This window comes from Methylophaga muralis (assembly GCF_001720165.1).
Lineage (GTDB): Bacteria > Pseudomonadota > Gammaproteobacteria > Nitrosococcales > Methylophagaceae > Methylophaga > Methylophaga muralis.
Genome location: NZ_MCRI01000011.1, coordinates 19027 through 44019, shown reverse-complemented (window position 1 = coordinate 44019; position 24993 = coordinate 19027). Strand labels below are relative to the sequence as shown.

The following is a 24993-nucleotide window of genomic DNA, read 5'->3' as shown; positions in this document are numbered from 1 at the left end:
AGCTACCAGCAGCGATTATTTACACAGGTTAATATCCAGGAAGAGGATTTTTCTGAATGGATGAATGACTCGAATAGAATCAAAGCAACACTAGCTTGATGTAATCGAAAGCCATAATTTTATTGGGGGATAACTCGATAATAGCCACTTTTCCCACGCATTAATAATGCTGGGGTATTTGCTGGTAATTGTTCTTCTGCTTTTTTAACGGCTTGTACCACGCAATTTTATGGCCGTTTGGTTTATCCAGAATATATTCCACCCCAAGCTGTGACTTTAGCTTTTCATCAATAAATTGACCTGCCAGAGCTCCGCCCACCAAAGCAATAATGGTAATCGCCACACCTGCAGGATTGTCAGCCTGAGTAATACCATAGGCGGATGCACCAGCAACTGTAGCACCTACTGCTGCCCCCCAACCGGGACGTTTATTACCCAGCCCTTCGATGGTGACCATTCGCGATGAAACGATCCAAACATCTTCAATGGCCATTATTTCGCCGACTTCTTCGCGATAATAATTACTCTGTGATCGTGATGCACAGCTGGTGATAAAGGGAATCATCATCAGCAAGATAAAGCACCATTTGCTTAAGTCACGAGACATATCGGGCTCCAATGGTATTAATTAACCAAACTACTTTGAGTTATTTTGTAACGATTAATTCAACAAGCCACAGATTCATTTAGCTTTAGGATTCTTTAGCCGGTTTTGCAGACCTTACTTGAGACTTCCATGCCGGCTCCAGTTCAAACTGTTGACACCAGCTTTGAATATCCGCGGCGGGCATTGGACGAGCAATTTGATAACCCTGGGCCAGTTCACATCCCATCGATAACAACATAAGACCATGCTCAACCGTTTCGACACCTTCAGCAACGACCTGGCGATTGAATGCCTTAGCCAAACTGATCACCCCTTCAACAATATTGTAATCATTGGCATCCACCAGCATATCCAGTACAAAACTTTGATCAATTTTCACGGTGTTTGCCGCCAGATGACGAAGATGAGTTAACGAGGAATAGCCGGTACCGAAATCATCAAGAGCAATCTGTACACCGACCAGCTGACGGCAATCATCAATAATTCGACTCAACATTTGCACATCACCCAGCGCACCACTTTCCAGAATTTCCAATTGCAATGAGGCAGGATGTATATCCGGATAGCGGCTTAAGGCTTGTTGTATCGATTCGATGAAATTATTGGCATGTAAGTGATTTGCTGCAATATTGACACTCACCAATATTGATAAGCCTTTCTGTTGCCATTGCTGCAACTGCTGTAAAGCGGAATCGATGACCCACAGGCCCAAATCAAACTCCAGCTCGCTACCTTCCACATCAGACAGAAAGTCATTGGGATAGAGCAATCCGCGATCTGGATGCTGCCAGCGAATCAACGCCTCTACCGCAATAATTTCACCGGTTTTCATGTTGATTTCCGGCTGATAATGCAAAACAAACTCGTTGTTCAACAAGGCTTCGCGAAGACGTTGTATAACATTGTGCTTATGTACAACTTTTTGATTTATCTCTGGATTAAACAGTCTAAAAGTATTACGACCGGTGATTTTAGCCTGATACATAGCCTGATCGGCATGGCGCAGCAGCGTGTCTAAATCAACATTATCCATGGGGTACAAGGCAATACCACTGGATGCGCTGATCATGATGCGCAGATTATTTATCCAGTAGGGCTCTGCCAAAGTCTGATGCAATCGCGTAAGTAACTGCTCACACTGCTCGTATGAGTTAATATCCCTAAACAAAATAGCAAACTCATCACCACCAAAACGGGAAATTGTGTCTTCTTCCCGCACACTAGCCCGCAAACGATCAGCCACTTCAATCAACAACAAGTCACCAATGTTATGACCATGTGTGTCATTAACCGGTTTAAAGTCGTCCAGATCCAAAAAGCAAACGCCCAACCAGGTACCTAACCGCTGGCTATGGATAACTGCCTGGGCAAATCTGTCGGCAAACAATATCCGATTAGGCAAATGGGTGAGCACATCATAATGGGCCATTAGCTCAAGCTTTTCCTGCTGTACCTTGGACTGAGTGATATCGGAAAACAAACCCACATAATTTTGCGTTTGTCCCTGCGGATCTTTCATCGAAGAAATCGTCAACATTAATGCATATAAATGGCCTTCTTTGTGACGATTCCAGATTTCACCTTGCCAGTAATTATTGTTTTCCAGGCTTTGCCACATTTGCTGAAAAAATGCATCGTCATGCTTGCCCGATTTCAACATGGCCGGGGTATTTTGTAGCGCTTCTTCAACGGAATATCCGGTAATTTCGCTAAAAGCTGGATTAACCTGCAGAATCCGGCTTTGCGTATCGGTGAGAACAATACCCTCATGTGCCTGGCTGAAAATCTGTTCTGAAAAATGGATTTGCTGTTCTGCCAATTTATGGGTGGTGATGTCATACACCACCAGCAGCAGTTCATTATTTACCGCATCATGTAACGGTGAAACTGAAAGCAGGGCTAACCGCTCACTGCCATCCAGACAGGTAATCCGAACTTCAACGGAACTATCTGGCAATGTTTTCACCCCGAGATTGGCATCCCACCAATCATTAATGGTTTTCAAAAAGTTTTTAGGGATGTTTGTTTTATTCCACCATAAAGCCAATGTCGGTAAATCATGCATGGAATACCCATAAAGCCCGGTAAATGCAGGGTTAATAAAACTTATCTTGCGATCTCGACCGACCAGAATGTAAGGAACCGGTGACGAATCAATTACCTGCCGAAATTTTAGATTAGCCAACGAGGAGGAAAACATAAACCGAACAAACGCTGTTAACAATGCAAAAATGGCTAGAGCAATTGCAAATATCAAGATTCGGGATTGCCACACAGCATTTTTGTTGGCATTCCAGCCACCTTTAGGTTGCCCAGCCAGTGACCAATATCCTTCAGGCAAGGCAAGAGGCATGGTTAACGGATCATTTTCAAATAAGGCAGCATTACCAAAAAAAACTTCACCCTGTGCACCAAGACCATCTTTTCCACGGATAGCTATTTCTATAACTGAATCTTCAGCATTTAACCCAGATGCCTCAAAAAAAGTCTCGGCATCGATGACCGCAGAAATGATGCCCCAGAAATACTCTTGCCCACTTTCATCTAAGAGATAAACGGGTATTCGGGTAATTAATCCCGTTCCGCCTTGTTTCAGTTCAAGTGGGCCTGCCAGAATGAGTTTTCGAGTAACTCGCGCACGTTCTGCAGCGTCTGCCTGGCTAGGTTCTTGCCGATAATCCAAACCAATCGCCTGCTCATTACCCGCCACTGGATACATATAGCGAATCACCATATCTGGTGCTGCAGCGATATTGCGTAATTGGGTGTGTTTGCCAATAAGATGACTCATGGCAATTTCAAACTGGGCCTGAGTTAATTCGGGATTAACCGCAAACAAGCCTGGCAAGCCTCTGACAATTTGAATGTGATTTTGTAAATTGGTGACCAGATTATTGTGGTATTGGCTTAATTGCTGTTGAACCTTGGACTGAAGAGCACTGGCTGTTCGATCCTGAATAACATGATCCAGATACGACGCCGCCACCAAAATCAGTAATGCGATGATGGCAATCATGCTATTAAAAACCAGTTTAGTTGCTATTAAAAATCGCATTAATCTTCCATTAGAACTATTTGCCAGCAAAGCATGTTCGGCTGGACACGTTACATTAAAGTCTCTGATTACACTATTTATAAAGATAAAAAATTAATTACCTAACGCTGTGGTTTACATCACAACGTGAGCCTTGTAATACAGGTTAACATTCAGAACCCATTTCTCCCCAAACCTTGATTTATCAGACACTTACGGTAACAATGAAACCTCGCATAACTACTGGCTCATTTCCGACAAACTTTTCAGATAATTTTGAAGCGCTGGAATACGAGCAAGCGATAAATCACCAATTGAAAATGGGTTCATCAAATCGAATGTTAAAACGTAAAGCCCTTCCAGCTTACATCGCCATTTTTGCGGATTTAATGACCTTATTGTTGTGCTTCTTTGTTTTGTTGCTGTCGATGTCGGAGCTTGATGTTACCCGTTTGAAAATGGTTGCCGAATCAATGCATAACGCGTTTGGTGTGACTCCGCCAGAAATTCCCGAGCCGATTCCGATGGGTACATCAATAATCAAGCAAACCTTTTCACCGAACCCTTCTGATGTGACCGTTATCCAGGAGGTCAGACAATCCGCAGACCCAACCAAACCTATTCTCGAAACCAGCAATCTCAATTTGTATCTACAAGCTAAACAACAACGTCAACTAAAAGAAATTAACGAAGCACTTCATGAACAAATCGATGAAGGTATACTCCAAGTAGAAACACGAGAAGATCGAGTGGTGATTATCATTGATGAACAAGCTTCTTTTCCATCGGGATTAGCCTCTATCAAACCGGCCTTTATGCCGGTGCTAAATGTAATTGCAAAAGCCTTGGCAGACATTGATGATCCCCTAGTCGTTTCAGGACATACAGATAATCGTCCGTTAAGCACACCACAATATCGGTCGAACTGGGAGTTATCAGGTTCAAGAGCCACTTCCGTCGTGCACGAATTATTGCGCTACCCTCAATATGAGGCCGAACGTTTCAGGGTCGAGGGCTATGCTGATACACGCCCAGTCACCGAAAATGACACGGAATCAGGTCGAGCACGCAACCGAAGAGTGGAAATAGCTGTCCTTACTCAATAAGAGCTGTGATGCCTCGATTATTTATGGTACAACCAAGCAACGATGCGATGATTGCTCCGCCAACTCCGAGGACCTAGGAACATTCCATGAAAACATCTGATCTGCTGGTGAAAGCGCTAGAAAACGAAGGGGTCGACTATATTTTTGGTATCCCTGGTGAAGAAAACCTCGACTTCCTTGATTCATTACAACATTCCTCGATCAAACTAATCATAACCCGGCATGAACAGGGGGCAGGCTTTATGGCCGCCACCTATGGTCGATTAACTGGCAAGCCCGGTGTTTGTCTTTCAACCTTGGGGCCTGGTGCAACTAATCTCATAACTCCGGCGGCGTACGCCCAGCTTGGCGGCATGCCAATGTTGATCATCACCGGACAAAAACCAATTAAAGCCAGTAAACAGGCACTGTTTCAAATTGTCGACATCGTCAATATGATGCGGCCCATTACCAAATTCACCAAACAGGTCGTTCATGGCAACACCATTGGCGCAGTGGTTCGCGAAGCATTTCGTATTGCGGTTCAGGAGCGTCCTGGCGCGGTTCATATTGAACTACCGGAAGATATTGCGGCAGAAGAGGTTCACGATCGAATCTATGTGGTCGAAAACATTCGCCGCCCGGATGCTGATAACACAGCGATAAAAGATGCTTTGGAAATGATTCGCAAAGCCAATATGCCATTGTTATTAATCGGTGCAGGTGCAAACCGGAAACGTGCTAGCAAAGCGTTAACCCGTTTTGTCGAAAAAACCGGAATTCCCTTCTTCAATACCCAGCTTGGTAAAGGCGTTATTGATGAACGTCATGACAGCTATCTCGGTACAGCAGCTTTATCTGAATCTGATTATCTACACTGTGCAATTGAAAGAGCCGATCTGATTATCAACGTTGGACATGATGTCGTCGAAAAACCGCCATTTTTTATGAAAGATGGTGGTGCGCCGGTTATTCATATCAACTTTCAACCGGCTGAAGTCGATCCTGTGTATTTTCCGCAGCTGGATGTGGTTGGTGATATTGCCACATCCATTAATCGCTTATCCGATGCCTTATCACCACAGTCAAATTGGGATTTCTCCTATTTTTATCGGGTAAAACAAGAAGTTCAGCAGCGGCTTGGTTTGTATAGCGATGATGATCGGTTTCCGATTTTGCCACAAAGTGCTGTTACTACCATTCGCGCCGCGTTGGGTGAAAAAGATATTCTGGCTTTGGACAATGGCCTTTATAAGATTTGGTTTGCCCGTAACTACCAGTGTTACGAAAATAACACTTTATTATTGGACAATGCCTTGGCAACAATGGGAGCCGGTCTGCCTAGTGCAATGCTCGCCAAATTATTGAATCCGGATCGTAAAGTGGTTGCTGTCTGTGGCGATGGCGGTTTTATGATGAATTCACAGGAGATGGAAACCGCTGTTCGGCTTGGTCTGGATTTGGTTGTTATCATTCTCAATGACAATGCCTATGGCATGATCAAATGGAAGCAACAAGGCATGGGGTTTAAGGACTTTGGTTTAAGCTTTGGTAACCCTGATTTTGTGAAATACGCTGATAGTTACGGTGCCATGGGCCACCGTCCGACCAGTTATGTCGAGTTCGATAAAATGCTGCGTGATGCACTCGACACTCCCGGTGTACATCTCATTGATGTCGCTATCGATTATTCTCTTAATCACTCAATTCTCAATGAAGGTTTGAAACAGAAAATCTGCATTCTATAAGGAAGCTTTATGTCTACCGCACCCCACTTCGCCCTGTCTATTCCCGGCGTAGCAGCCAAGCAATGGGCTAAAATCGATGTCACCAATCCCTATAACGATAAGTTGATCGCAACGGTAGATGTGGCTGATGCTGACACGGTAGAAACAGCACTACAAACTGCAGATCGACTGTTTAAAGATAGAAGCAAATGGCTTAGCGTTCCTCAACGTTTAGCTATTTTGGAGAAATCACTCAGCTTAATGCAGCAACAAGCAGATGAATTAGCCAAAGGTGCTGCTGAGGAAGGTGGCAAACCGCTGATTGATTCAAAAGTTGAAATGGTGCGTTGTATCGACAGCATTCGTCACTGTCTTGATACGCTACGTCATCAAACTTCCCATCCAGTGCCAATGGGTGTAAATCCTGCTTCCCAGCATCGTTTAACCATGCTGCACAAAGAACCGATTGGTGTGGTTGTGGCTATCAGTGCGTTTAATCATCCGTTAAATCTGATAGCCCATCAGGTCGGTCCAGCTATTGCAGCGGGCTGTCCGGTCATTGTTAAACCTGCAGAAAATACGCCGTTATCCTGTTTCCGTCTGGTGGAGATTTTTCATCAGTCTGGTTTACCTGTTGAATGGTGCCAGGTTTTATTAACAGAAAATCATCAAGTTGCAGAACAGCTTGCCACTGATCCGCGTGTTGCTTTTTTAAGCTTTATCGGCAGTGCAAAAGTTGGTTGGTATTTACGTTCAAAACTGGCGGCTGGAACACGTTGTGCACTTGAGCATGGTGGTGTGGCCCCGGTTATTGTCGATGAAAAAGCCGATATCGATGCAGCCATTCCTGGTCTGGCCAAAGGCAGCTTTTATCATGCTGGTCAGGTATGTGTGTCGGTTCAGCGAATTTTTGCCCATCATTCGATTGCCCGTGAACTGGCTGAAAAGCTGGCCGCAGCCGGTAATAAAATGTTGATTGGCGATCCATTATCGGATCAAACAGAAATCGGCCCATTAATTCGTAATAGTGAAGTGGCTCGGGTCAATGACTGGGTACAAGAAGCGGTTAACGAGGGTGCAGAATTATTATCCGGCGGTGAAGCACTGGAAAATAACTGTTATGCCACGACTGTATTATTTGATCCGCCAGCAGATGCCAAAGTCTCCAAAAGTGAAATTTTTGGCCCGGTGGTTTGTATCTATCCTTATCAGGATGTGGATCAAGCAATTGCTGAAGCCAACAGTCTGGATTTTGCCTTTCAGGCGGCGGTTTATAGTCAGAATATTGATAATGCAATGTATGTGGCAGAACGCCTGGATGCGTCGGCAGTGATGATTAACGAACACACTGCATTTCGTGTCGACTGGATGCCATTTGCCGGTTTGAAACACTCAGGTCATGGTACTGGCGGCATTGCCTATAGCATGGAAGATATGCAGATCGACAAAATGATTGTTTTGACCTCAAAGAGTATTCCGTAATCAGCCTATAAAACCTCATATGGCTGACAAAAAGAGACCGCCCGTAGGCGGTCTTAAAATGAGGGAGAGAGAAAAAGTACTTATTATTGAGACATCGCCCGCAACATCCAGGCCGTTTTCTCATGAATTCGCATACGGTCTGAAACCAAAGCCAATGAAGATTCATCATCCGCAGCTTCTGCCAGTTTCAATACTTCACGGCAGGTTTTAACCACTAATTCGTGATTGTGCGTCAAAATTTCTGTCATTTCTTTCGCTTCAGGTACACCGTCTTTTTCCTTGATCGAACTCAATTCGGCAAACGCTTTATAAGTACCCGGAGCTGAGACACCCAACGTTCTGATTCGTTCCGCTATATCGTCAACTGCCGTCGCCAATTCAACATAATGCTCTTCAAACATTAAATGTAGTTCACGAAAGCGCGGACCAGTCACATTCCAATGGAAGTTATGGGTTTGCAGATACAAAGTATAGGTGTCAGCCAATAGTTTTTTCAGACCTTCAGCGACCTTCTCTCTGTCTTTCTTATTAATACCAATATCAATAGAACTCATACATTTACCTCCTGATAAAACTCGAAGTCAGCCGTGAAATCACGGCGACCATGATCCATATATCTGTTTAGTTCACATCGTTCAGTGAAATACCAATTGCGTCAGCAACACCTTTGCCATAGGCAGGATCGGCTTTCAGGCAATTACGAATATGACGTTTTTTCACTTCATCATCAGCACCGTCAATTGCCCGAGCAGTGTTTTCAAACAATACCTGCTGTTTCTCTGGCGTCATCAAACGAAACAAGTTGCCTGGTTGTGAGTAGTAGTCATCATCATCTTCTCTAAAGTTCCAGTGATCCGCCGCACCATTAATCGCTAAAGGTGGCTCACTAAAATCAGGCTGTTCCTGCCACTCACCATAACTGTTTGGCTCGTAGCCTTTAGTCGCACCGTAATTACCATCGACACGCATTGCGCCATCACGGTGAAAACTGTGTACCGGACAACGAGCAGTATTTACCGGAATCTGATGATGATTTACCCCCAATCTATATCTATGGGCGTCACCGTAAGAAAACAACCGTCCATGCAACATTTTGTCGGGCGAGAAGCTGATGCCCGGCACGACATTGGCCGGTGAAAACGCCGATTGCTCCACATCCGCATGGTAATTCTCAGGATTACGATTCAGCTCCATCACGCCAACATCAATCAACGGATAATCTTTATGTGGCCAGACTTTCGTCAAATCAAACGGATGAATATGATAGGTATCGGCATCTTTTTCCGGCATGACCTGTACTTTCAATTCCCAACGGGGATAATCAGCACGTTCAATTGCTTCAAATAAATCTTTCTGGTTACTTTCACGATCCTCGCCTACCACTTTACCAGCTTCTTCATCAGTCAAGTTTTCAATACTTTGTTTGCATTTAAAATGAAACTTGACCCAGAAACGTTCATTATTGGCATTGATGAAACTATAGGTATGACTGCCAAAGCCGTGCATATGACGATAACTTTTTGGCAAACCGCGATCACTCATTACAATCGTAACCTGATGTAACGCTTCTGGAAGTAAGGTCCAAAAATCCCAATTGTTCTGAGCGCTACGCATATTGGTTTTCGGGTCACGTTTTACAGCATGATTCAGATCCGGAAACTTCAATGGATCACGTAAAAAGAATACCGGCGTGTTATTGCCGACCATATCCCAGTTACCTTCTTCAGTATAAAACTTAACGGCAAAGCCACGGATATCACGTTCTGCATCTGCTGCGCCGCGCTCTCCAGCCACTGTGGAGAAACGGGCGAATAATTCAGTTTTTTTGCCGACTTCGGAGAAAATTTTGGCGCGAGTGTATTGCGTAATATCGTTAGTGACCGTAAAGGTTCCAAAAGCACCAGAACCTTTGGCATGCATTCGTCTCTCTGGAATAACTTCACGATCGAAGTGGGCCATTTTTTCCAGAAACCAGACATCTTGCATAAGTAACGGGCCGCGAGGACCTGCTGTCATACTATTCTGATTATCTACGACTGGTGCGCCACCGATTGTGGTGAGTTTTTGTTTGTCTGCCATGTTCGCCTCCTTGAGGGCAATAAAAAAGACTCATCTACGTGAGTTTGTCCTTACTATAGGCTAAAACATTGAATCGTTGAAACAACAAATTCCTATATTAACAATCGGTTTTATCGATTAAGTTATTTATTAAGCGAATATTTAACGCAATGAACGGTATTCACCTTCCCGGCCTCGCTTACTTAAAACTAACTGCCACAGCTGCCCTTGTTTAGAACGAAAGAATCCGGCACAGCTGTGTAAATAATATTTCCACATTCGGTAGAACCGTTCGTCATAATTACTTGATAACGCTGGCCAAGCTGTATCAAAGTTTTCCCACCAGGCCATTAACGTCTTATCGTAATCAGTACCAAAATTGTGCCAGTCTTCTATGACAAAACGACCATTGATGACCTTCGCCAACTCTTCTGCCGAAGGCAATTTTCCATTGCGGAATATATATCTATCAATCCAGGGGTCGACCTTCAAAGAAGTAGCATGTATGCCGATGGTGTGCAGCAAGAATAAGCCCTCAGGCTTTAATAACTTCAACGCGCTTTCAAAGTAGACGGGATAGTTTTTAGGACCAACATGCTCAAACATGCCAATGGAAACAATCTTGTCAAATTGGCCTTCAAGATCGCGATAATCCATTAACTCAATAGTAACCGGTAATCCTGCACATCGCTCGCGAGCAAGAGTTTGCTGCTCCTTGGAGATAGTGATACCAAGCACTTCAACACCATAATTCTTGGCAGCATATTGAGCAAAACTTCCCCAACCACAACCGATTTCAAGTACCGATTCTCCGGGTTTAAGCATCAGTTTTCGGCAAATTAAATCCAATTTATCAATTTGTGCTTGAGCCAACGTATCGGCATTAGCCCAATAACCGCATGAATAACTCATTGTCGGATCGAGCATCGCCTGAAAAATATCATTACCGGTATCGTAGTGTTTTTTACCTACTTCATAGGCTCGTTTGCTAGTTTGGCGATTAAAAATATTTTGACGGATAATTTCGATAGTCAAACTGAGCTTAGCAACGCCACCCAAATGCTTTTCAACATCGGCTTTAAGTAAACGGTGGAATAACTCATCCAGCTCATGGCATTCCCACATATTGTCCATGTAGCTCTCACCGAAGCCTAACGAACCTTGGGTGAGAATGCGGCGATAGGCTCTGGAATCAAACACCTGAATATCCCAAGAATTATCACCATTGAATTCGACTCCGGCCAAAGCAGCCGCTTCTCGCAAAATAGCTGGAGGTGAAACCGTTTGGGTTTGACTAAGACGCTCTTCACTCAATTTGAGATGAGCTACTTTTGAAGTTGAATCAGCCATAGACGGTATTTCTCCTCTATTTATGCGTTAGCAACCCTACCTTAGCGTAAAAATCTATTGATTTGTATCAGTTTATTGCTGATTTTTATATTTACCTGAATTACATTGTGGTTTGAGCTGAAGTGAATCAAATTAGCAAAATCAAACAATAAAATAGTTTGCTTAAAGTCAGCGATGCTAGTGCCGATATAGAATACAAGTTGCTCCACAGGCAATTCGGTCACCTTGTTACTAAATAATAATCAATAAAAAGCGCATAGAGAGGGGCAGCCCCATGAAAAAAAATCTCCCAATAACCAATAGCGAAGTGCCTTATCCTGAAGGTGAAGAGATCATTTCAACTACCAGTCTAAAAGGCATAATCACCAGCTTTAATAATACATTTCAAAAAATCAGTGGCTTCGAAGCTGATGAATTGATCAATAAAAATCACAATGTCATTCGTCATCCAGAAATGCCACCCGCGGCATTTGATGATTTATGGAAAGCCATGAAATCAATCATCATTGGATGGGCATTATTAAAAATCGCGTTAAAAATGGTGATCATTATTGGGTTGATGGCTATGTAAGCCCAATGATCGAAAATGGCGATGTGGTTGGTTATGAATCTGTTCGGACCAAACCCACACGTGAACGTGTAGAACGTGCTGAAAGAGTTTATAAACGCCTTAATAATGGTCAGTCAGCAATCGATGGCAGTTGGTTTTCTCGACTCAATTTACATTATCGCTTTCTATTGGCTCACGTAGTGGCACTCGTTATTTCATTAGTGCTGGCAAGCTCGCTGTTGCAAGTTGAACCATATGAACTTGCTGCCATTGCTGCAGTGACAATTGTGATTTTTTTGGGCTTATCTATCTGGGCTTTTTCACCGTTAAAACAAGCAGCTATCAGGGCACGGGAAGAAATAAACAATCCGTTAATGGCGTTAATTTATACCGGTCGCTCAGATGAAATCGGCCAAATCCAGTTAACTGCTGAGTTTTTAAAAGGCCGGTTGGGAACCACATTAGGTCGAATCAGAGATTCCGCTGCCAGTATTGAACAAGAGGCTGATAACAGTGCACATTCTGTTGCAGATATTCAGTCCGCTATCCGCCAGCAGGCGATGCGGATGGAAGAAGTCGCAACAGCGATGACCGAAATGACTGCTAGTATTCAAGAAGTAGCTACCAACGCCGCCTATGCAGCCACAAAAGCTCGTGAAACTGACGAGCTGTCAAAGAATGGGGTATCAAGTGCATCAAAAGCGGTTAATTCGTTAAGCGATGTAAGTGCTGCCATCGGTAACATTTCCAAAGTAGTTGCTCAATTGGATAAAGATACTCGTAATATCGGACAGATCATTGAGGTAATTACCAGCATCGCCGATCAAACTAATCTATTAGCTTTGAATGCCGCGATTGAGGCTGCCCGAGCTGGTGAACACGGTCGTGGCTTTGCTGTGGTTGCTGAAGAAGTTCGTTCATTAGCCAGTAAAACTCAACTGTCCACTCAACAAATTCAAAACTTAATTGGTGAGTTGAATAACGCGGTGAAAGAAGCGGTGAAAGTGATGGAACAAAGTCAGCAAACCAGTGGCACCAGTGAACTGCATGTCAAAGCATCTATCCAAGCGCTGGAAACCATCGCTAATGAAGTCAGCAATATTAATGAGCTGAATTTCCAAATTGCTGCTGCCGTTGAAGAGCAAAGCAGTGTCAGCGAAGACATTAATCGCAACATTGTGCAAGTTAATGAAAGCGCGTCACAAGTTTCGCATGGTGCCGAAATTGCTGACAACGCGGCCCATGGCTTATCAACCCAATCTCATCATATGAGCGACATGATTAAGCGTTTCCAACAAGGTTAGGTTATTTAGCAAAATAGCTTTAAAGTTCAGCTTAAATTAAGCCTGATTGACTAAAATCAGGCTTAATTATGTTAGATAACTCATATTTAGTGATTAGGAAAAATATGCAAAGGCTATTTTCTTCAATACTGCCATTAATCGGATTATTACTGATTTCAGTTTTACTCGTAACACCCGTTATGGCTGACGATGTAAGTCATTCAGAAGCACGCATGTTGCGTGAGTCTGGAAAGATCCTGCCATTAGAAACCATTATTGAGAAAGCCAAAACTTATCGCACAGGCCAAGTTATCGACACAGAACTTGAACGTGATGACGGCATGTTAATTTACGAAATTGAAATTCTTGATGAACAAGGTCGTGTTTGGGAGCTTGAATTTGACGCAACCAACGGCGATTTGCTTGAACTGGAGCTGGACGACTAATTATGCGGTTACTTCTGGTCGAAGATGATGCGCAAATGGGTCCCACCCTGCAAAATGCGTTGTCCCAAGCAGGTTACGCTGTGGATCTTTCGGTAGATGGCATTGATGCTGAAGCGCTTGGTGATATTGAACCATATGATCTAGTGGTACTGGACCTAGGGTTACCCAAACGCTCTGGAATGGAAGTTTTACAAAATTGGCGTAGTCGAGACAATCATGTTCCCGTAGTAATTCTGACCGCCCGAGGCAGTTGGGAGGAAAAAGTGCAAGGCTTCAAAGCGGGTGCCGATGATTACGTTGCTAAACCGTTTCAAACTGAAGAATTATTAGCCCGTATCAGTGCCGTTCTGAAACGCAGTTCCGGCACCAGCGGCGGACCATTACAGGTTGCCGGGTTGCAATTGGATGAAGATGCTCAATCGGTTAAATTAAGCGATGGCACAACGTTTACTTTGACAGGAACGGAATTCCGCTTATTACGCTATTTTATGCTGCATCCTGGTCAGGTTATTTCTAAAAGCCGGCTCACAGAGCATGTCTATGAATACGATAGTGACAAGGACAGTAATGTTATCGAAGTTTATGTTAATCGCCTGCGACAGAAAGTGGGCACCGATTTAATTCAGACCCGCCGCGGGCAGGGCTATATTTTCGGCTCAGCATAATGTCGCTTAAACGCCGGCTTTCACTAGGTCTGACGTTTACCTTAAGTCTGTTGATCTTATTACAATGGGCATTAATCACCCTGGTGATTGAGCGTGTCACCGAGACCCAATTACTGGAACGGCTGGAAAGCGAAAGCGAAGGATTACTGGCCAGTGTCGAAATCAACCCGGATGGCAGCTTCGAATTAAATTCATTACGTATTAGCAGTTTGTATCAACGACCATTCTCCGGTCATTATTTCGTTGTGTGTACCGAACAGTCCTGCAGACAATCCAGATCTTTATGGGATGAGTCGTTAAACATCGAACCGATCCCCAGCGGTAAGAGAGTTCAGGCATCCTTGATCGGACCAAATGATGAGCGTTTATTCACCTTACATCGTGGCTATTACAAACAAGGTCACAATCTCACCATTATGGTGGCTCAGAATATCAGTGCTTTGGATGAAGATATTTTTCAGTTTCAAATGCTTTATTCATTGGTTTCCGCCATTGGTTTAGTCTTATTACTTTTTATTCAATGGCTAATTGTCGGTAAGGCATTACAACCATTACAACGAATCCAAAAACAGCTATCTGGTTTGCGCCGCGGAGAAACAGCAAAAATTGATGCCAAGGGACCGGCAGAAATTCAACCGATGATTGAAGAGCTGAATCGTTTGCTCAATACCATGACCCGCAAAACACAACGCTCCCGAGCCGCGTTAGGCAATCTAGCTCATGCCTTGAAAACCCGGCTGACATTGCTAAATCAAACTGCTGAACGCGAGGCAATAAAAAACCTGCCGGATATTCAAAGCTCATTAAATCAGGTGAGTCGCGATATGGGACAAATTATTGAAAGAGAATTAAAACGTGCTCGCTTATTGGGTTCTGCGATGCCAGGTCAAAAAGTTGAACTGGAACAGGAAATTGCTGAGCTAAGTAAGACATTACAACTGCTTTATCGTGACAAATCCCCAGTCATTGACTGGGAGATAGAACCAGACTTGTTATTTATCGGTGATCGGGAAGATTTGCTAGAGATGTTGGGCAACTTGCTGGAAAATGCCTGTAAATGGTGCCGAAAGCGGGTCAACATTAGTGTCTATCAAAATGATTATTGTCATTTTGTGGTCGAAGATGATGGTAAAGGTTGTGATGAAAGCGAATTATCGCAACTCCCCCAACGCGGATACCGAGCTGACGAATCCGTCCCTGGAAGTGGGCTCGGATTAGCAATTGTTTCAGATATAGTAGATAGCTACAGTGGTGAAATGTTGTTTAGTCGCTCTTCAATGGGAGGCTTGAAAATAGAGGTTCGATTACCGCTTATCGTATAAAAAAACCCGCCGAAGCGGGTTTTCCGAAAACCATTAGAACCAATCCCAATCTCTGCTGACTTTTCTCACCTCACCGGTCTCGGCATTAACATAGACATCCCATTCCTTACCGTCCTTACCCAGCACTTCGATTTCATAATCCCAGCCACCAAAAAATGAACGGTTTTCCAAATCAATGTCATCAATGATGCCCGGCTTGGCTTCTAAAGCAATGGATTTTGCTTCGTCCACACTAATCAAACCCAGCTGTTCACTTTTCGTTTGCATTTCAACTATATCATCAGCAACAGCTGAAAAACTTATTACAGAACTCACCAGCGTAAACATTAATAATTTTTTCATATCGCCACCTTATTAGTTATGGATTTTTACGATATAAAATTAAAATTAAATTAAGCTGAATTATTCAATCTATTTTTAGCTACAACAAATAAAAAAACGGCCCGTCAAAGACGGGCCGCTGCTTTTTACACCAGGATAGAGTTAACTATCAATCACGTTCTACTTTACGAAGCTCACCAGTTTTGGCATGAATATCGATATCCCATTCAGTACCGTCTTCCTGGACTACTTCAACTTCATATTCCCAGCCACCGCCGTTATCAATACTATCCAGTTCGATATCTTTAACTACGCCTGGTTTTTCCTGTAATGCGATGTTTTTAGCCTCATCAATGCTTATCAAACCAAACTGTTCAACTTTCATTTGCATTGAAGCTAAATCATCATCAGCGATTGCAGTTGCAGCTGAAAATGTCAGCGCTGAAGCAAGTAATGTCGCTAATGTCATTTTATTTAAATTTTTCATTTTTGGTACTCCTTTCCGATTAAGGTGGGTTCACTTTACAAAACCAAACTTAAATCAAACTGAATACAATTAATTTTTATTTTTTTGATTTATATTTCGTTGTTCTGCATGTTCAGCAGCAAACTCATATAAATCCACTAAATCTGTTTCTGAAACATCTATGACGGTATCTATTTGAGAAAGTGCCCAGTGAAAATCCGCTTCGTTTAACAGCAGTTTTTCATCCGCACTTTTAATAAATTGCTGATGATGTTTATGGTGGCTATCTCGTTGTGGATAATGGCGACCCGGCAGGAGATTGTTAATCAATAACGAGAGGAAAAGCAGGCCTCCAGCATTGATGATCACCACGGCATAAACAAACTGCCAGGCAATGGCGCTGTGTTCCGGAAGGCCGATTACAGCAATTATTGCGGTAGCGGCGGCTGGGGGATGTAGGGCATGCAATAGATGCATTAAAAATACTGATAACCCCACAGCTGTTGCTGTGGCGATAATTGGATCGGCTATCCAATAATTACAGTTCACTCCGACAACAGCAGCAATTAAATGGCCTGCCATTAATGGCCAAGGCTGTGCCATAGGACTATGCGGCAACACGAATAATAAAAACGTTGACGCTCCCATTGAGGCAAGCACCAATAATTCCATTTCCATTGTGAGTTGAAGCCGGCTTATGAGGGACATTAGCAGCAAAATTGCAGTAAATGCCCCAAGGCTAGCGCTTATTATCTCTCTGGATTTAGGATGATTTGATAATACTTTTTGCAAAACTTTGAATGAATTCATTGCGTGATGATGCTTTACTGATGAAGGTTGAAATCCATCTACTGGCACTCTTGAAGCAAACGGATTTCACTATTTGTTTGAAGAAGATTTGTTAGAGAGCTTCAGCCGGACCAAAAAACTCTGCAAAGATGGCTGAATCTTCAACACCGCGCTGTTGAAGCAATAATCGTGTTGCCTTCATCATTGCTTTCGGACCGCACAGGTAATAATCCGCTTGAGGATCTGGCAATAACTGCTCCAATAAGGCTTTATCTATGTGACCTAGGCTTTGGTGCAATTTGTCAGAATTGACGATTGAAGCAGGTTGGCTCAGGCGAACATGCCAGTCAAAATTTTCATAGGTGTGAGCCAGAACTAACAGCTCTTCATGAAACGGCAAAACATCATTATTTCTGGCCAATTGTATTAAGGTAAAAGGCCGATACGGAGAATGGGCTAACCCATGATGTAGCATGGAAAGCAGTGGGGTGATGCCAACGCCACCGGCAATAAATACCACCCGCCGATGGTTATCTGATGGCAGCTTCAAAGTAAAAACACCACTTGGGGGTGTCACTAAAAGCTGATCGCCTTCGTGAAAATTATCATGTAAACGATTAGATACCACGCCATCCGCATGTTCAGGCAATTGGTTTTTTTCTTTTTTGACACTGATACGAAAGTAATCTTCTCGCGGAGCAGCAGACAAACTATAATTGCGCATCACTTGGCTGCCGTCGGCCAGCTGAACTTTAAGGGTAATGTATTGGCCTGGCAGATAGGCTTGTAAGGGCTTTTTATCCATCGGACTTAAATAGAAAGAAGTGATGTTGCTGCTTTCCTGATGACGTCGAATCAGGTTAAAAGCTTTGAAGCCTTGCCAACCATGTTGCTGAGTTTGTTGATTATATAAATCATCTTCTCTATCGATAAACAGTCCTGCTAATAACCCATAAGCATCAGCCCAGGCATCAATAATATCGTCGCTTGCAGCCTCACCTAAAACTTCACGTAATGTTAATAACAGATTATTCCCAACGATGGGGTAATGCTCTGGCTTAATGCCTAAAGCAACATGTTTGTGCGCGATCAATTCAATTGCGTGCTTTAATTTTTCAGGATTATCAGCATGTTGGGCATAGGCGCAGAGTGCACCTGCCAAGGCGCGTTGTTGCGTGCCTTCGTGTTGATGAGCCGGATTAAAAAAAGTTTTTACTTCCGGATTGTTTCGGAACATATTTTTGTAAAAACAATCCGCTATTTTCTCGCCATGCAGCTCTAATATTGGCAGTGTTTGACGAATAATATCGAAAGTTTCTGGCTTCATTGCCAAACTCCTATCGTTTAAATAGGTATTTTACATGCTTATTTAAAAACGCATAGTATTGTCCATCTTTTAGGAGTTAACGAAAAATGCAACTCACCACGCATACCGACTATGCGCTTAGATTGTTAGTGTATCTGGCAGTACATCATGGTAAGCAACCTGCAACCATTCAGGATGCAGCGACACGATTCGACATTTCTTCCAATCACCTTGCCAAAGTCGCGCAAACACTGGTTCAACATGGCTATATTGTCAGCCATCGTGGTCGGGGGGGTGGTTTAAAACTGGCCTTACCCGTTGCAGATATCGGCATTGGCAAGTTAGTTCGTAAAACCGAAAACTTGCAATTACTTCCCTGCTTTAGTGATGAAATCGCCTGCCCAATCCAACCGGCGTGCATCTTGAGAAACGCACTTCATAAAGCTCAGGCAGCATTTTTAAATGTATTGGATGACTATACTCTGGCCGACGTCATCTTTAACAAAGATCGTTTACAAGAGTTACTGGAAATCCCAGAATCCACATGAAAACTTCTTGGCAGAAATGGCGCAGTGAACAACGATTTAGTTTGACTGAAAAACGTCTCGGATTTGCCAATGAATTACGTCTGTTACACCAAGCCGCATTATTTAAAAATTTACAATCCATCATCGCCCCCTTACCCAAAGGCACCATCGGATTTTATTGGCCAATTCGTGGAGAGATTGATTGCCGCGATTTTATTTTCGGCCTTATCAAACAAGGTTGGGATGCAGCCTTACCGAAAATTATCGATGCTGATAAAGCCTTAGAGTTTCGCCAATGGGGACCAGACTCGTTTATGCAGGCAGAGATTTGGGATATTCCTGTTCCTCAAAATACCCTTATCGTTCAGCCAGATGTGCTAATTATTCCCTTGGTCGGTTTTGATATCGATTTATACCGTCTAGGTAATGGTGGCGGTTTTTATGATCGAAGTTTAGCTACTCCGACAAAACCTCTAAGCATTGGTATCGGCTATCAGTGGATGCAACTGCCAAGCATTCATCCTCAGCCGCATGACGTGCCAATGGACTATATTGTTACCGAAAAAAATATTTATTGTTAATTCGGCTATCCCGCTATCACTCGCCGCAACGGCAATTAGCAGCGCTGAATATTAAAAGCATGTGACGCCTCTCACTATTCCAGTATATTCACATTCTGAGTTGCATTTTGTCACCCAAGCAGGATGACTGGAGTCATCTATATATGAATCAGACTATGAGCCGTTTATTGAACAGCCGTCTATTTGACTGGCTGATTTTTTTATTGCTGATAATTGTATTTGTGACCGATAGATACACGATTGCAGGATTTGCTCATGGTGTATTGTACGCCCCCATTCTAATGTTGTCTGGGCTAGGCAAAAGTCTTCGCCGCCTTACCATAACATTTATTCTTTGCGTAATTTTAATCTGGGCCGGCTCTCTTATTATGCCGATCAGCTTTGATAGTTTGTTAAAAACTCAGTTTATCGCCAATCGTATACTCGCTACTCTGGCTTTAATGACGATTTTTTTGCTAAGCAGCTTTACCATCCGCTCACAACAGCAACAGACTAAATCTCAACAACAACTTAAGCTCGCCGCAGGAATTGCAAAACTAGGTTATTGGCAATTAGATAACTCTGGACATTTACAGCTAAGTCCCGAAGCGGCTCGTCTAATCCATCAACCCGGCCATAGCAATATTTCTCAACAGCACTTTGTCTCTTTGTTTATAGCCCAACAGCAAAACACGCTAAATCAAGCGTTGAATAACTCGCTCAGCCATCAAGCTCCATTGGATGGCGAGTTCTCAATGATCGGCACAGATGGACCGCATCGGATACGGATAATGGCTCATCATGATGCGCGATTACCAACACAAATTCAGGGCGTGATCCAAGATGTAAATGACAGCAAACTCGTCGAGGCAAATCTGGCTGAAGCACAACGTCGTTCGCATTATATGGCGGAGAGTACACACCAGTTCATGTGGACGGTTACCGCAGAAGGTTCCATCGACTCGGTATCTGAGCTTACGGTAGCTTTTTTTGGTAAGCCCGCAGCACATGTTCGGCAACATTGGATTGAGTTATTACATCCAGAGGATCAGGCTCGAGTACAAGAACGCTGGCTGTATTCCATAAAAACCGGTGATGCATACTCGGATGAATATCGTCTGCGTCGCTTTGATAATGAATACATCTGGTTTTTGGCTCAAGCTAGCCCCATTCGTAATGAACAAGGTCAAATCACTAAATGGTATGGCTCCAGCATCAATATCAATCAAATAAAAATGCTGCAACAACAAAGTGAAACATTATCACTGCAGTTACAAAACACGCTGGACAGCATTACCGACGCTTTTTTTACGTTAAATAGCAACTTGCGCTTCAACTATGTGAATAATCAGGCAGTAACGCTATTAAACACGCCACGCTCAATTTTGCTGAATGATAAAGGCATTGAAAATACTGATATTGATCCGACGGGAGCTATGCTTAAAAAATTATCTTTGGCATTAGCACAACAGCAGGTGATTTCCTTTGAACATTTTTATGAAGCAAAACAATTATGGCTGGATATCAAGATTTATCCATCAAGCAAAGGCTTAACCGTCTATTTGCGGGACATCACACGGCAAAGAAGAGAAAGTGAAGAACTAAAACTACTACGAAGTGCTGTTTCGCAACTAAATGATGTGGTCATCATTACCGAAGCGCCACGTTATGCTCACGAAAAACCGAATATTGTTTTTGTGAACAGTGCCTTTGAACGGATAACCGGTTACAACCGTCAAGAAGTCATCGGCAAAACTCTTAATATCCTGCACGGCCCTAAAACGGAAAAAAATGAGCTAAACAAAATCAAATTGGCTTACAAAACCTGGCAACCGATTCGAGCTCAACTGACGCAATATCATAAAAGCGGTCGAGAGATAGTGCTGGAATTAAACAGTGTACCGATTGGCTTAACCGCAGGCTGGTACACCCATTGGGTCTCAGTGGAGCGAGATATTACCGAAGAAATACATATTCAAAAACAATTACAACTGGCACAGCGTATGGAAGCAATTGGCCAGTTGACTGGAGGTATTGCACATGATTTCAATAACCTGTTAACGGTCATCACTGGAAATAGCGAATTATTAATTGATGAACTGTCTGAAAAGCCTTCTTTACAACCACTTGCCAGACTTATTAGCAGTGCAGCTGAACGAGGCGCAGGGTTAACCCGTAATCTACTGGCATTTGCTAGGCGTCAGCCACTGTCTCCAGAAGCGGTTAATATCAATATGCTGATCCGAAATATGGAAGCATTGTTACGAAGTTCACTGGGGAATAAATATCAACTGGATTTGAATCTCAGCAGCGATATCTGGCCAGTGATGATCGATCCGGTTCAACTAGAAAGCAGTTTATTAAATCTTACGCTTAATGCGCGAGATGCGATGCCTGATGGTGGCAAATTGATGATAAGTACTGAGAGGTTTATTTTACTCAATCCAGATACTTCATCTCAGAATGAAATGGCTGCAGGTGAATACGTCAAAATTGATGTGATGGATAACGGTGATGGCATACCACAGGACTTGCTAGATAAAGTTTTTGAACCATTTTTCACCACCAAACCAACGGGTAAAGGCAGTGGTTTAGGCTTAAGCATGGTGTTTGGTTTCATTAAACAGTCCGGCGGAAATATTGAGGTTCAGTCTGAACACGGTCATGGCACACGCTTTCAGTTGTTTCTCCCGCATACTGACACGGTGTCTCCTGCAGCAATTCTTCATGATATTGAAGCTCCAATGCCATTACAAAATTCTCAACAGACGATTTTGGTTGTCGAGGACAATGATCTGGTACGGCAGTATGCCATCTCTCAACTGCGCGATGCTGGGTATCAAGTTCTTGCTGCTGCTGACGGCCATCAAGCATTAAACTGGCTTGCTTCTGCACAGCAAATTGATTTACTGTTCACTGATGTATTAATGCCTGGCGGACTAAGTGGCTATGAATTGGCTCAGCAAGCGAAACAGCTTCGTAAAAACCTGCCGGTTCTTTATACCTCTGGCTACACTGAAAAAGCTTTGACAGATGAAGAAATTCAAAACGGCAGCATTGCTATTTTGAATAAGCCTTACCATCGTGCGGCTCTTTTAAACAGGGTCGCGCAAATGCTCACTTATAAAAGCTGAGAGAAAGATACATGTCTGAGCATAAACTGCTGATATTAGATGATGACGAACTGACCGGAGAAACCATCCGCAACGTTGCAGAATATGCAGGTATGTCTGTCCGGGTAACTACTACCGCCACTGATTTTTTCGATCTGCTACAACAATGGAAGCCAACACATATCGCGCTTGATCTGATCATGCCAGACATGGATGGCGTTGAAGTGCTGGGCGCATTAGGTGAACAACAAGTTAGTGCCAAAATTATTATTACCAGCGGTGTAGGACATCAAGTTCTTCAAGCTGCTGCAAGATCAGCCGCAGCTCATGGGTTAAATATAGTTGGAATCCTCCCTAAACCCTTTAACCCTAAAGCTTTTCGCGAAATGATCGACCTGCCGTCACCAAATCTAACGGACCTCATTGACGGCGGTCAGCATCAGCAATCAGGATTAAGCTTGCCCGCCATAACTGCAAAGGATGTTGCCGAGGCGATTAAAAATCGTGATATTACCTTGGCATACCAACCCAAAGTGAGTTGCGCTAGTGGTGTATTAACGGGTTTTGAGGCGTTGGCACGCTGGTATCACTCTGACCACGGCTTCATTGCACCTGATGTATTTATTGCAATAGCAGAGCAAAACCATTTAATTGATGACTTAACCCTTCTTGTATTTGAGCAGGCATTACCCTGGTTTAATCAGTTCTGTAAAGAACAACGACATCCCCCCGCCACTGCACAAGCTAGTCAATTAATCTGCTCTATCAATATTTCCGCCCTGTCGTTACCAAATCTCAACTTGTTTAATCAAGTCGAAGCATTGTGCGGATTACATGATGTCAAACTTCACAGCATCATGCTGGAACTGACTGAAACCGGCGCAATGGATGATCCGGTTGCGTCATTGGATATTTTGACCAGATTGCGGATGAAAGGCTTTCAATTATCGATAGATGATTTTGGTACTGGCTTTTCATCCATGTTGCAACTGGTACGTATGCCATTTTCCGAAGTGAAAGTGGATAAATCTTTTGTGATGACGGCGCAACAATCTCGTGAATCCAGATTAGTGATTCAAGCCATCATTGAATTGGCTCATAGCCTGGATATGAGAGTAATTGCTGAAGGCATCGAAGACTATGCGACCCTGCAATTTTTACAAAAGCTCGGTTGTGATAAAGCACAAGGGTATTTTATTGGTAAACCGGTACCTGCGAATCAAATTAATGAATGGTTACAACAACGCAAATTAGCCTTGGAGCAACAAAGAATTAGAGCCCTCGAATCGTTGCAAATTATGGACACTTTGGCTGAGCAGCGCTTTGATCGGATAACTCGCTTAGCAAAACGTATGTTTGATGTACCGATTTCATTAATTACTTTGCTTGACTCGAAAAGACAGTGGTTTAAATCAAAAGTCGGTGTCGACATTTATGAAACTCCACGCGAAATTGCCTTCTGCAATTACACAATTGAACAAGAAAGCAGCTTTATAGTGAATGATGCAATCTCTGACCCACGTTTTTCTGATAACCCTCTTGTCATCAAGGCTCCCTTTATCCGCTTCTATGCCGGATACCCTATCAGAGCTCCGAGTGGGGAAAGATTGGGTACTGTTTGTGTAATTGATCAAAAACCACGTTATATGAGTGAACGTGATTGCCGATTGTTACGTGAACTTGCCTTAATGGTGGAAGAAGAAATCGCCACCAACCAACTACTCTGTGAAGACCATTTAACCGGCCTGCTCAATAGAAGAGGCTTCGAATTCAGGGCCAACCATGTATTGCATTTGTGCCAAACCCAGGATTATGAAGCTTCTCTAGTCTATTTTGACCTAGATAACTTTAATCAAATCAATGACAATCTAGGCCATCATGCTGGTGATAATGCGTTACTGCAGTTCTCAAGCCTATTGAATACCACATTCCGAGATTCAGATTTGATTGGCAGGATAGGCGCTGATGAATTTGTCGTATTGATGGTGAATCAAAAAGACACCGATCAAACCACCATTCTTCAAAGGCTTTCAAATAAAGTCGACATTTACAACGCCTCCACTCATGCTGATATTCATCTGCATTACAGTTTTGGTATAACCACAACCAAATCGTTAAGCGATTACGATTTACAACAGCTTTACACCCTTGCCGATGAAGCCATGTACCGCAACAAACGTAATGGTCAGCATTTAAACCTAGCCATCAACATTAATAGCCAACCAAACCATTAATCGTTTTTAGCGATTAAAACAACCTGAATAAGTTGTTTTATTAATCATTTTTATTTCGATACACTGCT

Annotated in this window: 21 protein-coding genes; 12 read left to right on the top strand and 9 right to left on the bottom strand. The window is 43.1% G+C overall.

Annotated elements, in window-relative coordinates:
- Positions 1-160: 160 nt before the first annotated feature.
- Together A9E74_RS06505 and A9E74_RS06500 are read right to left on the bottom strand one after the other, a co-directional pair.
- Positions 161-607: a hypothetical protein gene (locus A9E74_RS06505; RefSeq protein WP_069295832.1), complete on the bottom strand. Its 447-nt coding sequence runs from the start codon at positions 605-607 to the stop codon at positions 161-163.
- Positions 608-692: 85 nt separating this feature from the next.
- Positions 693-3662: an EAL domain-containing protein gene (locus tag A9E74_RS06500; protein ID WP_069295831.1), complete on the bottom strand. Its 2970-nt coding sequence runs from the start codon at positions 3660-3662 to the stop codon at positions 693-695.
- A 203-nt stretch (positions 3663-3865) separates the two neighbouring features.
- Here A9E74_RS06500 and A9E74_RS06495 point away from each other — a divergent pair, with 203 nt between their 5' ends.
- The 3 genes from A9E74_RS06495 (at position 3866) to A9E74_RS06485 (ending at position 7935) form a co-directional block, all read left to right on the top strand.
- Positions 3866-4747 carry an OmpA family protein gene (locus tag A9E74_RS06495; protein WP_084002979.1) on the top strand — a complete coding sequence of 294 codons (882 nt, stop codon included), beginning with the start codon at positions 3866-3868 and terminating at the stop codon, positions 4745-4747.
- Positions 4748-4833: 86 nt separating this feature from the next.
- Positions 4834-6474: an acetolactate synthase large subunit gene (locus tag A9E74_RS06490; protein ID WP_069295830.1), complete on the top strand. Its 1641-nt coding sequence runs from the start codon at positions 4834-4836 to the stop codon at positions 6472-6474.
- Positions 6475-6483: 9 nt separating this feature from the next.
- The gene (locus A9E74_RS06485) at positions 6484-7935 is read left to right on the top strand and encodes an aldehyde dehydrogenase family protein (protein ID WP_069295829.1); all 1452 of its coding nucleotides are present in this window, start codon (positions 6484-6486) and stop codon (positions 7933-7935) included.
- Positions 7936-8018: 83 nt separating this feature from the next.
- On the opposite strand, the gene A9E74_RS06480 is transcribed toward A9E74_RS06485, so the two are convergent.
- The 3 genes from A9E74_RS06480 to cfa all read right to left on the bottom strand — a co-directional run bounded on the left by A9E74_RS06480 (position 8019) and on the right by cfa (position 11343).
- Complete coding sequence (locus A9E74_RS06480; protein WP_069295828.1) at positions 8019-8489, bottom strand: Dps family protein; 471 nt, start codon at positions 8487-8489, stop codon at positions 8019-8021.
- Positions 8490-8556: 67 nt separating this feature from the next.
- Positions 8557-10014, bottom strand: coding sequence for a catalase (locus A9E74_RS06475; RefSeq protein WP_069295827.1), 1458 nt, complete (start codon positions 10012-10014; stop codon positions 8557-8559).
- 141 nt (positions 10015-10155) lie between these two features.
- Entirely contained in the window at positions 10156-11343 is a 1188-nt protein-coding gene (cfa, locus tag A9E74_RS06470) for a cyclopropane fatty acyl phospholipid synthase (protein ID WP_069295826.1), read from the bottom strand.
- A gap of 274 nt (positions 11344-11617) precedes the next feature.
- Here cfa and A9E74_RS14025 point away from each other — a divergent pair, with 274 nt between their 5' ends.
- From A9E74_RS14025 to A9E74_RS06450, 5 genes are all read left to right on the top strand, one after another.
- A complete protein-coding gene (locus tag A9E74_RS14025) occupies positions 11618-11914 on the top strand; it encodes a PAS domain S-box protein (RefSeq protein ID WP_084002978.1) in 297 nt (98 codons plus the stop codon).
- Positions 11854-13197 carry a methyl-accepting chemotaxis protein gene (locus A9E74_RS06465; protein ID WP_176718909.1) on the top strand — a complete coding sequence of 448 codons (1344 nt, stop codon included), beginning with the start codon at positions 11854-11856 and terminating at the stop codon, positions 13195-13197. The genes A9E74_RS14025 and A9E74_RS06465 overlap by 61 nt, the downstream gene beginning before the upstream one ends.
- Positions 13198-13301: 104 nt before the next feature.
- On the top strand, positions 13302-13622 hold the full coding sequence (locus A9E74_RS06460) for a PepSY domain-containing protein (protein ID WP_069295825.1): 321 nt from the start codon (positions 13302-13304) through the stop codon (positions 13620-13622).
- 2 nt (positions 13623-13624) lie between these two features.
- On the top strand, positions 13625-14287 hold the full coding sequence (locus A9E74_RS06455; protein WP_069295824.1) for a response regulator transcription factor: 663 nt from the start codon (positions 13625-13627) through the stop codon (positions 14285-14287).
- Positions 14287-15609, top strand: a complete 1323-nt coding sequence (locus A9E74_RS06450) for an ATP-binding protein (RefSeq protein WP_245652082.1) — start codon at positions 14287-14289, stop codon at positions 15607-15609. The genes A9E74_RS06455 and A9E74_RS06450 overlap by 1 nt, the downstream gene beginning before the upstream one ends.
- 33 nt (positions 15610-15642) lie before the next feature.
- On the opposite strand, the gene A9E74_RS06445 is transcribed toward A9E74_RS06450, so the two are convergent.
- The 4 genes from A9E74_RS06445 to hmpA all read right to left on the bottom strand — a co-directional run bounded on the left by A9E74_RS06445 (position 15643) and on the right by hmpA (position 18512).
- Positions 15643-15951, bottom strand: coding sequence for a PepSY domain-containing protein (locus A9E74_RS06445; protein WP_069295822.1), 309 nt, complete (start codon positions 15949-15951; stop codon positions 15643-15645).
- A gap of 148 nt (positions 15952-16099) precedes the next feature.
- Positions 16100-16417, bottom strand: a complete 318-nt coding sequence (locus tag A9E74_RS06440) for a PepSY domain-containing protein (protein ID WP_069295821.1) — start codon at positions 16415-16417, stop codon at positions 16100-16102.
- Positions 16418-16486: 69 nt separating this feature from the next.
- The gene (locus A9E74_RS06435) at positions 16487-17206 is read right to left on the bottom strand and encodes an HPP family protein (RefSeq protein ID WP_084002976.1); all 720 of its coding nucleotides are present in this window, start codon (positions 17204-17206) and stop codon (positions 16487-16489) included.
- 91 nt (positions 17207-17297) lie between these two features.
- Complete coding sequence (gene hmpA, locus A9E74_RS06430) at positions 17298-18512, bottom strand: NO-inducible flavohemoprotein (protein ID WP_069295819.1); 1215 nt, start codon at positions 18510-18512, stop codon at positions 17298-17300.
- Positions 18513-18598: 86 nt separating this feature from the next.
- Between hmpA and A9E74_RS06425 the strand changes: the two genes are divergently transcribed.
- From A9E74_RS06425 to A9E74_RS06410, 4 genes are all read left to right on the top strand, one after another.
- Positions 18599-19039, top strand: coding sequence for an RrF2 family transcriptional regulator (locus A9E74_RS06425; RefSeq protein WP_069295818.1), 441 nt, complete (start codon positions 18599-18601; stop codon positions 19037-19039).
- Positions 19036-19599 (top strand): 5-formyltetrahydrofolate cyclo-ligase, encoded by a 564-nt coding sequence (locus A9E74_RS06420; RefSeq protein WP_069295817.1) that lies wholly within the window; start codon positions 19036-19038, stop codon positions 19597-19599. Before A9E74_RS06425 ends, A9E74_RS06420 begins: the two co-directional genes overlap by 4 nt.
- 368 nt (positions 19600-19967) lie before the next feature.
- A complete protein-coding gene (locus tag A9E74_RS06415; protein WP_176718908.1) occupies positions 19968-22712 on the top strand; it encodes a hybrid sensor histidine kinase/response regulator in 2745 nt (914 codons plus the stop codon).
- A gap of 11 nt (positions 22713-22723) precedes the next feature.
- Positions 22724-24925: an EAL domain-containing protein gene (locus A9E74_RS06410; RefSeq protein ID WP_069295815.1), complete on the top strand. Its 2202-nt coding sequence runs from the start codon at positions 22724-22726 to the stop codon at positions 24923-24925.
- Positions 24926-24993: the final 68 nt, after the last annotated feature.